Source organism: Streptomyces sp. FH025 (genome assembly GCF_017427025.1).
GTDB lineage: Bacteria > Actinomycetota > Actinomycetes > Streptomycetales > Streptomycetaceae > Kitasatospora.
The window spans coordinates 1-13,444 of the sequence record NZ_JAFLNG010000141.1; the positions used below are offsets into that span (position 1 = coordinate 1).

The following is a 13,444-nucleotide window of genomic DNA, read 5'->3' on the forward strand; positions in this document are numbered from 1 at the left end:
GGACGGTCGCGCCCGGGAACAGCTTGGCGACCGCCTCGGCGGCGGTGCGCTCGCCCGCGCCGTACTCGACCACGGTGGTGCTGCGGGCCTTGCCGGTCGCGTTGCCGACGGTGCCGACGGTGAAGCCGGCGCCCTTGACGGCCTCGGCGGCCTTGCCGCCCAGGCCGGTCTCGCCGGTGCTGTTGAACACGGCGACGTGGATCTCGGCGTTCGCGGGGTTGGCGGCCTCCGCCGTGGGGGAGGGGGCCGTCTCGGCGGTCGGCTGGCCGGTGGGGGCGGCGGTGTCGGCGGCGGCCGGGGCCTGACCGCTGGCGTCCTGGCCGTCGATGGTGCGGTCGGCCTTGAGGGCGGCCCAGAGCTGGTCCACGTCGGGGTGGACGAGCGCGACCCGCGGGCCCTCGTAGCGCCAGGGCGCGGTGATGAACTTGATGTCGTGCAGGTCCACGTCCTTGACGGACATGGCGAAGGACATCAGCTTGGCGGCCGAGCCGAGGTCCGGGTCGACGGTCAGCGACTTGGTCGCGGCGTCGGCGAGCGGCAGCAGGGTCGTCGGGTCCATGCCGCGCGACTTGACCTCCTTGATGAGGGAGGAGAGGAAGGCCTGCTGGCGCTTGGTGCGGCCGATGTCGGAACCGTCGCCGATGCCGTGGCGGACCCGGACGAAGTCGAGCGCGGACTGCCCCTCGACCTTCTGCTTCCCCTTGGGGAAGATCAGCTTGCCCTTGTGGCCCAGGTTGGGGTCGAGGTCACCCTCGTAGACGTCGTTCGGCAGGCAGACGTCGACGCCGCCGACGGCCTTGGTCATCGAGGCGAAGCCGCCGAAGTCCACCACGATGGTGTGGTCGACGCGCAGGTTGGTGAGCTTCTCGACGGCGTTCTGGGTGCAGGCCGGGTTGCCCTGGTCGGTGTTGCCCACCGAGAAGGCACTGTTGAACATCACGTTGTGCTGCTCCTTGGTCCACTTGCCGTCGGGGAGCTTGCACGGCGGGATGTCGACCAGGGAGTCGCGGGGTATCGATATGCCGACGGCGTGCTTGTGGTCGGCGTAGACGTGCAGCAGGATCGCGGTGTCCGAGCGGGCGCCGTCGTCCCCGCCGCCGCCGAGGTCGCTGTTGCCGTTGCCGCGGCTGTCCGAGCCGATCATCAGGACGTTGACGGGGGTGCGGCCCTGGGCGTCCGGGGCGGCGGCCTCCGGGCGTTCCTTGCTGAGCGCGTCGCGGTCGAACGTGGTGATGTTGCTGTTCAGGCGGTAGTAGACGCCTGCGCCGGCGAGCACCAGGAGGGAGGTGCAGCCGGCGGTCGCCCAGAGGACCTTCTCCTTGGTGCTGCGCTTGCGCTTCGGCTTGGCCCGGCTGGTCCGCCGGGTGTCGGATATGTCCGGTTCCGTGGCGGTTCTGCGGCCCGCTGCTCGCCGTCCGCTCGCTCGGCGCCGCGAATTCTCGGCTTCGGGGGAACCCTTGCGACCCGACACGTCGTCATCCTCCACAGTTGCCACGGAACCCTCGACGGAGCGGTGGGCTCGCGTGGCTCCGGGGGCGGACACGGTCCGCGCAGTCCCGTCGCTAAACTTTTACACCGCTGTAAAACTTCAGAGGAGCATACTAAGCGTAGATGAGAGGATTCCTGGTCAGGCCGCGAGAGGCGGCCCGGCCGGAACTCGTCTTCGCTGCTCCGGACCTCGACGAGGAGCAGGATGACTCACCGGATCGCACGTTCGATAGCCGGCGCCCTGGTGGCAGTGCTGGCCGCCATCGGCCTCGGCGCCGTGGCGTCGAGCGCGACGGCGGTGGCCGCACCCCGGACCGTCGCGGCGTCCGCCGCCATCCCGGCCGCCGGGTCGCAGGCAGGGGGCGCCGGGACCGTCCACCGGAGTGTCGCGACCGAGGACGGCTCGGCGCAGCACCTCGCGGCCAAGGACGGGAAGAAGAAGTCGGGCTTCTTCGCCAAGCTCGGCAAGTTCCTACTGGTCGTGGTGATCCTGATCATCCTCTTCGTCATCCTGCTGATCTTCGGCATCGTCTACCTGGTGAAGCGGATCTTCAGCCGCCGCTGAGTCGCGGCCCCATCGCACGCGCCCGGTTGGCCGACTGTTCGAACAGTTGGCCAACCGGGCGTCGGGCTGTAACTCGGCTTACCGCACGGCCTCCACAGCCTCGGCCGGAACGGTCACGTCCTTCAGCAGCTGCTCCTTAACCTTGAGCGGGACTCATGTCGTTCGTCACAGACCCAGGAGACCGAGCAGCGCACCGAGGCCGGTGAACCTGGTGTCGACGCCGGCGTACGGCAGCACCGAGGCAGCGGTCTGGGGCGACAGCCAACCAGCGGGGTCGTGCTGCTGTCCGGTCTGCGGGTGGTCGTCTCCACCGCCGCCATGGCCGTTCCCGGGCCAGGGCTTGTGCTCATGGCACTTCTCCTCGCACGGCGGCCTGCAGTGGGCGGTCGCGGAGGACGGCGCAGTGCTCACCGGCGGGGTCCCGGGCGGGGAGTTCGGCGGCACGAAGGAGGCGAAGACCGTGTTGGTGGTGTCCTCGCTGATCAGGCTGGAGCAGAAGAACGTCGTCGACTGCCCCCCTGCCAGGTTGAACGTACCGGCCGCCGTCTCGCACGACGGCTCCACGGAGTCGGTCAGGGTGATCCCGGTGATGTCGACCGGACCGGTGTTGGTCACCGTGATCCGCCAGAAAGCCTGGCACTTGTCCGGGAAGCAGTGTTCCTCGTCCTCGCCCTTGTGCAGGATCACGTCCTTGCCCCACGGTCCGGACCCGCCGGGACCGCAGTCGCTGGCCTTGTTGGACAGGCAGACCTCCTTGTTGACCTCAAGCGACGGGACGGTGCCGCTGACCTCCACGGTGGCTTCGGACGGGGGTGTGGTGATGGGGGTGCCGCCGGGGCCCGGGAAGGACGCGGTGACGGTGTTCGTCGTCGACTGCGTGACGCCGGGCAGGTTGCAGAAGATCTGTGTCGATGCGCCGGCTGCGAGGTTGAAGGTTCCGGCTGCCGTGACGCAGGACGGTGTGACGGCGTCGGTGAGGGTGATGCCGGTGATGTTGACCGGGCCGTTGTTGGTGACGGTGATGCGCCAGTAAGCGGTCCCGTTCGGTGCCACCGTGGTCGACTTCGCCCACGGGCCGACGCCACCCGCGCCGCAGTCGGCGGCGTTGCTGCTGGTGCAGACCTCCTTGTTGATGATCAGCGACGGGACGTCGACACTCGCCTCCGAGGGCGGCGTGGTGATCGGTGTGCCACCAGGGCCCGGGAAGGACGCCGTGACGGTGTTCGTCGTCGACTGGGTGACGTTCGGCAGGTTGCAGAACACCTGGTGCGAGGCGCCTGCGGCGAGGTCGAACGTTCCGGCGGCCGTCACGCACGACGGCGACACGGCGTCGGTGAGGGTGATGCCGGTGATGTTGACCGGGCCGTTGTTGGTGACGGTGATGCGCCAGTAGGCGGTGCTGCCGGATGGGACGGTGGTGGTCTTGGCCCACGGACCCACGCCGCCCTCACCGCAGTCGGCGGCGTTCGCCGAGGTGCAGACCTCCTTGTCGATGGCCAGTGACGGGACATCGACGCTGGCCTCGGACGGGGGTGTGGTGATCGGCGTGCCACCGGGCCCCGGGAAGGAGGCCGTCACGGTGTTGGTGGTGGACTGCGTCACGTCGGGCAGGTTGCAGAAGATCTGCGTCGAGGCGCCCGCCGCGAGGTTGAAGGTTCCGGCGGCTGTCACGCACGAGGGGGTGATCGCGTCGCTCAGGGTGATGCCGGTGATGTTGGTGGGGCCGTTGTTGGTGACGGTGATCCGCCAGTAAGCGGTTCCGCCGGGTGCGACGGTGGTGGTCTTGGCCCAGGGGCCGACGCCGCCGGTGCCGCAGTCGGCGGCGTTGGCGCTGGTGCAGACCTCCTTGTCGATGGCCAGCGACGGAACGTCAGCGGTCGCTTCGGAGGGGGGTGTGGTGATGGGAGTGCCGCCGGGGCCGGGGAAGGACGCCGTCACGGTGTTGGTGGTGGACTGGGTGACGTTCGGCAGGTTGCAGAACACCTGGTGAGAGGCGCCCGCCGCGAGGTCGAAGGTTCCGGCGGCTGTCACGCACGAGGGGGTGATCGCGTCGCTCAGGGTGATGCCGGTGATGTTGGTGGGGCCGTTGTTGGTGACGGTGATCCGCCAGTAAGCGGTCGCGCCCGGTGCGACGGTGGTGGTCTTGGCCCACGGGCCCACACCGCCCTCGCCACAGTCGGCGGCGTTGGAGGAGGTGCAGACCTCCTTGTCGATGGCCAGCGACGGAACGTCAGCGGTCGCCTCGGACGGAGGCGTGGTGATCGGTGTGCCGCCGGGGCCGGGGAAGGTGGCCGTCACCGTGTTGGTGGTGGACTGCGTGACGTTCGGCAGGTTGCAGAACACCTGGTGCGACGCACCCGCCGCGAGGTCGAACGTTCCGGCCGCTGTCGCACACGACGGTGTGACCGTGTCGTTCAGCGTGATGCCGGTGATGTTGACCGGGCCGCTGTTGGTGACCGTGATCCGCCAGTAGGCGGTCCCGCCGGGCGGGAGCGTTGTCGTCTTCGCCCATGGTCCGGCGCCGCCGGGCCCGCAGTCACCCGCGTTGGCGGAGGTGCAGACCTCCTTCTGGATCTCCAGCTGCGGCGCGCAGGCAGCGCCAGGGAGCACCTGGAGGGTGACGGTGTTGGAGGTGACGGGTGCCTGGCCGTTGGTGACGGCGGACGCCTGGTTGGAGACGGAGGTGACCGAGCAGTCGGTCGACACCTTGGTCTCGAAGCAGATCTGCGGCGCGTCGCCGACGAAGGTCACCTGCATCTGCGGGTGGCTGCCGGGAGGGAAGGACGACTCGTTGATCAGGGTGAGGTTGGCGATCACCTGGATCGGTGAGTCACTCGTCGGTACGGACGAGATGTCCGCCGTTCCCGTGGTGGGGTCGAACGGGAAGGTGCCGATGGTGGTGCCGTCGGCCGCGAGCACGGTCACGGAGGACTGGGCGAAGTTGACGGTCGTCGGGTCGATGCCGATGAGGCTGACCGTTCCGTACGACTTCACGTGTCCGGTGGCGCCGTCGCAGTAGTACGCGGCGGGGTTGAGGGTGCCCTGGGCCTTGGTCTTCAGGCAGGGCGAGGCGCCGGTGATCGGGTCGAGCGAGAACAGGTAGCCGGTGTCGCCGAGGCTGTACTTGCACTGGCCGTCGTAGGCGAAGCCGTACGGTCTGGTGTCGCCGCCGTTGACGTTGGGCGGGCCGTTGACGACACCGTTGGTGCCGTACTGGGTGCAGGGGCCCTGGATGTTCCAGTCGTAGCAGAACTCGGAGCTGTTGAGGGTCGGGGTGATGCCCCGGTAGATCCAGAACGGGAACTCGGTCTCCAGGTGCCCGTTGGGGGCGGTGATGGTCAGAGGCACCTGGAAGTTGGCTTCACCGATGCTGACGTTGGTGCTGACCAGGGTCTGGAGCCCGGGGGGAGCGGTGATGGGGTTGCCGGCGAAGTCGAAGCAGACGACGGTGCCGACCGGCGGGGTGACCGCCCCCTCGAAGCCGCCGACCACCGTGCAGACGCCGGTGACGGTGCCGGCCGAGTTGTACATCTCGAAGACGTTGTCGGCTCGGGCGGGCTCGGTACCGGTCGGGGTGACGATGGTCTTGGGGGTGGCCCAGCCGGTGCACGCGGCGTTCGTCGACGGGTCGAAGCAGGACATCACCGTGGGCAGCGGGGCCAGTTGGTTGTCGGTGACGTAGACCTTGCCGTTGATGACCCTCATGATGCCGGCGTAGTCGCCGCTGAAGGCATCCTGCCCCTCGTTGGGCGGCAGGCCGATGTTGAAGGTGCCGCAGGAGGAGTTGTCGACGGGGTCGTAGCAGAGGATCTCGCCGGTGCCGGAGACCGCGTAGACGAGGCCGTTCGGCGCCTGGACCAGACCTCCGATGACCAGGCCGGTGCCGGTCTGGAGGGGGGTGAAGCCGCAGCTGGCCTGGGCCTGGAGGTCGATGCAGCCGACGCCGATCAGCGCGAGCTGGTCCCGGTCGAGCGCGGCGTAGTACAGCCTGGAACCGATCTGCACGTAGGTCGGTGTGCGGGTGCTGCCGAGGTTGCCGGTGGTCGTGTCGGCCACGGAGGAGTTCAGGGGCTGGGGCCAGGTGGCGGGGGCACCGCTCGGAGTCGGGCAGGGGCCGTTGGTGAGCAGGTCGGTGCAGACCACGGCGGCCGTGTTGGAGAAGCCGTGGTGGTAGATGTTCCAGATCTCGGGCGTGGAGACGCCGTTGATCGTGGCGGTGTAGAGGATGGGGGTGAAGCCGTCGCCGCCGGTGGCGGTGTCGACCGGGGTGAACGGTGGCGGGATCGTCACCACCTGGCCGGTCGCCGGCGACGAGAGGTTGGGGTTGGTCGCCTGGACGACGTTGGTGGCGGTGCCCTGGTCGGCTCCGGAGAAGGTCGCGCCGCCGTCGGTGGACCACTGCCTGCTGAAGCCGGGAGGTGCCTGGAGCGAGCCGGGAACGTAGGTCTGGGTCTGCGGGGTGCTGCCCGGGCCGCCCTGGATGGCGTCGGTGATCGTGGTGTTGACCGGGGCGCCGTCCGGGTTGGTCGCGGAGACCACCCAGCGGACGGTGTCGCCCTGGGTGGTCTGGGTCGTGCTGCCGGTGGCGATGTCGGTGCCGGTCTTCGTCAGGGTCACGGGCTGCTGCCGGACGTCGTGACGGTCCGTCGGGACGGCGGAGCGGACGGCGGGACGGGTGGCGGCGTGGCTGAGCGCGGCGCGGTCCGCGGCGTGGGCGACGGCGGGCCCGGTGAGGGAGCCGACGGTCGCGGCCAGTGCGACGAGGGAGGTGATCGCCGTTCGGGCGAGACGGCCGGTGGCCCCGTGTGGCCTGCGGTGTCTTCGCCCGCGTCCGCCGGCGGCGCCGACGGGTGGACAACGCCTCATGGTGATTCCTTTCAGTTCAACGATCCGTGCCGCTCGGTGCGGCAGACGGCGGCGAAAACACAGGCGGGAGGCCATTGGGGGTCACCCGCGACACAACCTCCACTACGCAGGGTGATCGCATAGAGCGCAGTGTGTCCGGTGAAAATCAGATAATCGACTCGCCGCGTCCAAGCGGGACGCCGTTCACCCCGGCGCGCGCCGGGACCACCCTGACGGACACTCGGCGGCTGCGGGTCCGGGTGATGTCCGGTACGGCCTCCGCGCCCCGGCGCTCGACCCGCGTCCGTGACAAGCCGTGAGGGTCGCGCATGCCACCGGCTCGTCGTTTCCGCGCCCTGTGAGGACGGAACCGGGCGCCCAGGGAGCGGGCCCACCCGGCCGGACTGCCTCCACGGAATCCCGCGTCGTGCGCTGAAGGGCGAACAGCTGTGCGCTGCGAGGCACTTCGAGCACCGTCGACTGCCTAGGCTCGCCGAGGCGGCCCCGGCGGGCCGCCTCGCAGGGAGTTCGCGGCCGGCCTGCCCGTACCCCTGACCGCCGCACCCGCCCGTCCCGCGTACCTTCCGGAGACCTCATGGCCCCACCGGCCGCCATAGAACTGTCCCGGTGGCAGTTCGCCATCACGGCGATCTTCCACATGTCCTTCCCGGCCCTCACGGTCGGCCTCTCCGTGCTGCTCGCCGTCGTGCAGACCGCGTACGTACGCACGGGCAACCCGCTCTACCAGCAGATCTTCCGCTTCTGGAAGAAGATCTTCGCGGTCGGTTTCGGCCTCGGCGTCGTCGCGGGCACCGTGATGACCTTCGAGTTCGGTCTCAACTGGGGTGTCTTCGCCCACGCGGTCGGACCCGTCATCGGGGTCACCATCGGCATGGAGGTCATCACGGCCTTCTTCCTGGAAGCCGGCTTCATCGGCGTCATGCTCTACGGCGAAGGCCGGGTCAAACCGCGCACCATGGCCTTCGCCTCCTGGATGGTGGCCTTCGGCACCCTGCTGTCCACCACCTGGATCCTGTCCGCCAACAGCTGGATGCAGGACCCGGCCGGCTACACCGAGACGGCCGGCCAGTTCCACCCGGCCGACTGGATCGAGATCCTGCTCAACCCGGCCTTCACTTACCGCTTCCCGCACATGCTCCTGGCCGTGCTGATCAGCGCGAGCTGGTTCGTCGGCGGCATCTCCGCCTGGTACCTGGTCAAGCGGCGCCGGGCCGCGCAGCCGTTCGCCCGCCGCTGCCTGTCCATCGCCCTCGGCGTGCTCGCCGTCCTGATGCCGATCCAGTTCTACGTCGGCGACGCCACCGCCGTCTTCATGGCCCAGCACCAGCCCGCGAAGCTCCAGGCACTCGAAGGGAACTGGCGGACCGACAACAACGGATACAACCTGGTCGTCGTCCCCGACACCGGCCAGGGCGAGAACGATCTGCGCATCACGGTCCCGCACCTGGGCGCGGTGATCGGCCACGACCTCACCGGGGAGGCCGCCGTGCCCGGCCTGCTGGAGACCCCACCCGACCAGCGGCCCAACATGTGGAGCGTCTTCTACGGCTTCCGCGCCATGTACTTCGCCGCCCTGGCCATGTTCGCCACCGCCCTCGCGGGGCTGGTGCTGCGCCTGCGCCGACGTCTGTTCGACTCCCGCCGCTTCCTGCGCTGGATGGTCTGGATGACACCGGCCGGCGTCATCGCCATCACCGGCGGCTGGATCACCGCCGAGACCGGGCGGCAGCCCTGGGTGGTCTACGGCAAGCTGCGCACCTCCGACGCGCTGTCGCACCTGACCACCGCCCAGGCCGCTACCAGCCTGACCGCCTTCGTGCTCCTCTACGCGGCCCTGCTGGTCATCTGGGTCCGCTACATCGTCCGTACGGTCAAGGCCGGCCCCGAGGCGCCCGCGGACACCGCTTCGGAGCCCGCCCTCGGAACGGAGGCCCCCGTTGCTTGAGTACGCCACCTATGCCCTCGTCCTGCTCTCGCTCGGCATGTACGTCGTCCTGGACGGCTACGACCTGGGCGTCGGCATGCTCAGCCTGTTCGCCAAGGGGGAGAAGCGGCGGGAGTACGGCGAGCTGATCGCCACCGCCTGGGACGCCAACGAGAGCTGGCTCGTGCTGGCCGGCGTCGCCCTGTGGGCCGGGCTGCCCGGCGTCTCGGCGACCGTGCTACCGGGGGTCTACCTGCCGCTGACCGGCATGCTGCTCTCGATCATCCTGCGCGGCATGGGACTGGAGTTCCAGAGCGCCTCCGCCGGCTACCGGCGGGGCTGGGCCCTGCTGTTCGGCGCGTCCTCGCTTGCCGCGACCCTCTGCCAGGGCCTGGTGCTCGGCGGCGTGCTCTCCGGTCTGCGGCAGCACGACGGGTCGTTCAGCGGCGGCGCCTTCGACTGGCTCACCCCCTACAGCGTGCTGTGCGCGCTCGGCCTGGTGGTCCTCTACCTGCTGGCCGGCGCCGCCTGGCTGCAGGACAAGACCGAAGGCGCCGTCCGCGAGCGCGCGGGCCGGGCCGGTCGCCCGCTGCTGGTGGGTACGACCGTGGCCGCGCTGATCCTCGGCTTCGGCCTGGAGGTCGCCGATCCGGAGACGTTCCGGTTCGACGAGCCCGTGCGCGCGGCGCTGTACTGGATCGCGGTCGCCGGTGCGGTGGCCGCCGGTGCGGTGGCCTGGCACGGCTTCGGGCGGCGGCCGGACTGGCGGCCCTTCGCCGGTGTGGTCGCGGCCCAGGTCTTCGGTCTGCTGGCGCTGGTGGCCGCGACGGCCCCGGTGATCGTGCCGCCGTCGCTGACGCTCCACCAGGCGTCCAGCCCGCCGAGCTCCCAGACCTTCCTCGTGGTCGGCGTGGGGCTGTGCATGCCGGTGGTGTTCGCCTACAACGCGTACGCCTGGTGGGCCTTCCGCGGCAAGTTCACGCAGGCTCCCGAGGCGCCGCTCGGCCCGCTGCGCGTGCGGGCGCGAGGATCCCGCCACGTCCGGCCCGAGCCGGGCGGCTTCGTGGTCGCCCTTCGGCGTGCGCTGCTCACCGTGCTGGGCGTCGGCCTGGCGGCCGTGTCCCAGGACGTCTTCGCCGCCGTCGCCGACTGGATCGACCCCGTGGGCGTCGCCCTCCTCTCGGCGGCGGCCCTGATCGCCTGGCTCCGCAGCGACCGGCGGGACCAGCGGGACGGGGTCTTCGATCTCGACCCCGCCGACGCGGGAACCGACGCGGACCCCGCCGGGGTGCGGACGTGAGCGAGCGGTGGGGGTCCCCCCGGCCGGAGGCCGGGGGAGAGGTGGGCGCATGAGTGCCTCGGTCGCCCTGCTGACCGAACTCGGCGACGAGCGCGCCACGGGTCGGGACGGCGGAGTGTCGGACCGGCTGCGCGCGTGGGCCGAGCCCGGACGCGGGGACCTGCGGAGGGCCGGCCTGCTGCGCGGGCTGGCCCCGCTGGGCTTCGTGCTCTGGGCGGCGGGCCTGGCCTGGGCCGCGCAGCGCGGGCTCGGCAGCCAGCACGGCGGGCGCACACCGGTACGCGTCCTGCCCGGTGTCGGGCTCGCCCTGGCCGGTCTGGCGCTTCGGTCCGTGCTCGTGGCCGCCGCCGACGCGGCTGCCGCTCGCGGCGCCCGCAGGGTGCGCGCGGCCCTGCGCGAGCGCCTGCTCGCCGTGGCCCTGCCGGCGCAGGGCCCTGCCCGTACCGGACTCGGTGAGGCCGCCGTCGCCGAGTCGCTGACCGGCGAGGTCTCCCGGCTGACCGAGTGGCTCACCGAGTACGTCCCCGCCCGCACCACGATGCTGCTCGGCAGCGGCCTGACCCTGGCCGCCATCGCGGTCCGCAGCTGGTTCGTGGCGCTGATCCTGCTCGCCGCGACCCCGCTGCTGCCCGCCAACCTCAAGGTCATCGGCCTCGGCACCCAGGCCGCCGTCCACGCGCAGCTGACGGCGGTTCGCCGGCACGGCGCACGCCTGCTCGACCAACTGCGCGGCCTGCCCACCCTGATCGGACTGGGTGCCCGGGAGGCCGCCGCGGTCGCCCTGCGTGAGGACGACGAGGAACTGGCCCACCGCACCCAGACGGTGCTGAGGGTCGCCTTCCTCGCCACCGCCTGGGTCGAGCTGCTGATCACCGGCACCCTCGCCGTGGTGGCGACCTACTGCGGTCTGGTGCTCCTCGACTACCTCCAACTTCCGCTGGTGCCAGGCCATATGAGTTTGGCGACAGCGCTCTTCGTGCTGGTGCTCACCCCCGTCTACTTCGCCCCCGCGCGCGACCTGGCCCGCGGCTACCACGCCCGTGCCGAGGCCCGCGCGGCGGCGGAACTGATCGACGGGGTGCTCGGCGGCCCCGGCGGTGGAGCCGAGTTGCCGGACCGGCCCGCGCCGGACCGGCGCGGCGACGGTGCGGTCGGCGTACGCCTGGAACGAGTGACGGTCCGTCACCAAGGGCAGGAGGAACCGGCGTTGGACGACGTGAGCCTCGACCTCGCCCCCGGTTCCTTCCTCGCCGTCACCGGGCCCAGCGGCGCGGGCAAGTCGACCCTGCTCGCCGTCGCCGCGGGACTGGCCGAACCCACCGCCGGAACCGTCACCCACGAACGGGACGGCGCCCCTCGGCCGCCGTCACCCGCCGCGGTCGCCTGGGTCGGCCAGCCCGCGCACCTGCTGCCCGGCACCGTCCGTGACAACCTGCTCCTCGCCCGGCCCGGCGCCGACGACGCGGAACTCGCCGCCGCCTTCCACACGCTCGGCTTCGGCGACCTGCTCGCCGACCTGCCCGGCGGGCTCGACACGCCGCTCGGCGAGCGGGGGAGCGGGCTCTCCTCCGGCCAGTCCCAGCAACTCTCCCTGGTGCGGGCCCTGCTGCGGGACGCGCCGCTGCTCTGCCTGGACGAGCCCACGGCCCACCTCGACCCGGTGGCGGAGGCACGGGTGGTGGCGGCCCTGCGCGCACTGACGCGAGGCCGCAGCGTGCTGCTCGCCACCCACAGCCCCGCACTGCTCCCACTCGCGGACCGGACGATCCGTCTGGACCGGGGAAGGCCGCGATGAACGCCTGGCGACTGCTGCGCCACTCCATGCCCCGCCGCGACCTGGCCGTCGGCATCGCGCTGGCCGCGACAGCGGAACTGAGCGCGGCCGCCCTGCTGGGCCTGTCCGGCTGGTTCCTGACGACCTGCGCGCTGGTGACGCTGCTGGCCAACACCACCTGGTCGTGGATGTACCCGTCGGGGACGGTCCGCGCCCTCGCCCTGGCGCGCACCTCGCTGCGCTACCTCGAACGGCTGGTCAGCCACCGGGTCGTCCTCGCCACGACCGTGAACCTGCGCGGCCGGCTGGTCAGGGGCGCGGGTGACCTGAGCGCGCGCGAGCTCCGTGCCCAACGCGACGGCACCCTGCTCACCCGCCTGACCGCCGACGTCGAGACGGTGGCCGGCCTGCCCGCCCAGGTCCTCGCGCCACTCGCCGGCTGCGCCGTCACCGCGGTGCTGGTGGAGGCGCTGCTGCTGCGGGCGAGCCCGGTGCTCGGCGCGGCCGAGCTCGGCGTGTTCGCGGGTGGCGGCTGGTGGGCGATCCGTACCGCCCGCCGGACCCGACGGCACCTCGCGGATGCCGCCGCCGCGCGGGCCGGCGCACGGACGGAACTGATCGCGGCCCGGGCGGCCTTCAACGAACTGCGCTGCCTGGGCGCGGTGCCGCAGGTCCGTGATGTCGTCGCGGCGGCGCTGGGGCGCGAGGAGACGGCAGCCGCCGCCGCGGCCGCCGAGCAGCGAACGGGCCGCCTGGGCCTGCGGCTGCTCGCCGCCATCGGCCAGGGCCTCGCCCTGCTGCTCGCACTCCAGGCGGGCGGTTGGGCGCAGCCGGTGGCCGACGCCGTCGGCGAGGTGCTGCTGCTCGCGGCGGTGTGGGACCTGCTGGACCGCCTTCCACAGCTGTTCCAGGAGCTTGCCGCCGCCCAGGGCGCGGCCGCGCGTCTGGGCCCGCTCGCCGCGACCGCCGCCGACCGGCAGCAGCCCGTCCCGATGCGGGGCGGCCCGGTGCTCAGCGTGGCGGAACTGCCCGCCGGCGACGGCGGGCGGCCGCTGTCGTTCACCGTCCGTGCTCCCGGGCTGGTCGTCGTCACCGGTCCGAACGGCAGCGGGAAGTCCACGCTCCTCGGGCAGTTGGCCGGACGGGTGCCGACCGTCCCGGGCCAGGTGCGGCTGGGTACCGCCCCCGTCGCGGAGCTGCCCGCCGAGGCGGTCGCCGAGGTGCTCACGCTGGTCGAGGCCGACGACTGGCTCGCCGACACGACCGTCTCGGCCAACCTGTGCCTGGCCGCACCGCACGCCGACCCGGAGCGCCTGCGCTCGGCGCTGGCGGCGGTCGGCCTCGGTACCCTGCGCCTGGACACCCCGGTCGGCCCCGCCGGCCGCGCCCTGTCCCAGGGGCAGCGGCGCCGCCTCGCCGTAGCCCGCGCGATCCTGCGCCGGCCGCGCATCCTGCTGCTCGACGAGCCCACCGCCGGACTTGACCGGCCGACCGCCGAAGCGCTGCTGCGCGAGCTGCGCCGGGTGC

The 13,444-nt window shown here is 71.8% G+C and carries 7 protein-coding genes; 5 read left to right on the plus strand and 2 right to left on the minus strand.

Annotated features, from left to right (window positions below; translation table 11 throughout):
- Positions 1-1,471 (minus strand): LCP family protein (locus tag J0670_RS13055; protein ID WP_374223094.1); only part of this gene is annotated, 1,471 nt, incomplete at its 3' end.
- A 222-nt stretch (positions 1,472-1,693) separates the two neighbouring features.
- Here J0670_RS13055 and J0670_RS13060 point away from each other — a divergent pair.
- Positions 1,694-2,053, plus strand: coding sequence for a hypothetical protein (locus tag J0670_RS13060; protein ID WP_207811691.1), 360 nt, complete (start codon positions 1,694-1,696; stop codon positions 2,051-2,053).
- 165 nt (positions 2,054-2,218) lie between these two features.
- Here the strand turns inward: J0670_RS13060 and J0670_RS13065 are convergent, their stop codons facing one another.
- Positions 2,219-6,919 carry a DUF11 domain-containing protein gene (locus J0670_RS13065; RefSeq protein ID WP_207811692.1) on the minus strand — a complete coding sequence of 1,567 codons (4,701 nt, stop codon included), beginning with the start codon at positions 6,917-6,919 and terminating at the stop codon, positions 2,219-2,221.
- A 574-nt stretch (positions 6,920-7,493) separates the two neighbouring features.
- Here J0670_RS13065 and J0670_RS13070 point away from each other — a divergent pair.
- The 4 genes from J0670_RS13070 to J0670_RS13085 all read left to right on the plus strand — a co-directional run.
- Positions 7,494-8,864, plus strand: coding sequence for a cytochrome ubiquinol oxidase subunit I (locus tag J0670_RS13070; RefSeq protein WP_207811693.1), 1,371 nt, complete (start codon positions 7,494-7,496; stop codon positions 8,862-8,864).
- On the plus strand, positions 8,857-10,143 hold the full coding sequence (locus J0670_RS13075; RefSeq protein ID WP_207811694.1) for a cytochrome d ubiquinol oxidase subunit II: 1,287 nt from the start codon (positions 8,857-8,859) through the stop codon (positions 10,141-10,143). Before J0670_RS13070 ends, J0670_RS13075 begins: the two co-directional genes overlap by 8 nt.
- Before the next feature lie 49 nt (positions 10,144-10,192).
- Complete coding sequence (locus tag J0670_RS13080) at positions 10,193-11,938, plus strand: ABC transporter ATP-binding protein/permease (RefSeq protein WP_207811695.1); 1,746 nt, start codon at positions 10,193-10,195, stop codon at positions 11,936-11,938.
- Positions 11,935-13,444 (plus strand): ATP-binding cassette domain-containing protein (locus J0670_RS13085; protein ID WP_207811696.1); only part of this gene is annotated, 1,510 nt, incomplete at its 3' end. The genes J0670_RS13080 and J0670_RS13085, both read left to right, overlap by 4 nt.

What these genes read in the sequence shown, in the direction of transcription:
- J0670_RS13065 (WP_207811692.1), bottom strand. Translation starts at nt 6,919, where the DNA reads ATGAGGCGTTGTCCACCCGTCGGCGCCGCCGGCGGACGCGGGCGAAGA.
- J0670_RS13080 (WP_207811695.1), top strand. Translation starts at nt 10,193, where the DNA reads ATGAGTGCCTCGGTCGCCCTGCTGACCGAACTCGGCGACGAGCGCGCC.
- J0670_RS13070 (WP_207811693.1), top strand. Translation starts at nt 7,494, where the DNA reads ATGGCCCCACCGGCCGCCATAGAACTGTCCCGGTGGCAGTTCGCCATC.
- J0670_RS13060 (WP_207811691.1), top strand. Translation starts at nt 1,694, where the DNA reads ATGACTCACCGGATCGCACGTTCGATAGCCGGCGCCCTGGTGGCAGTG.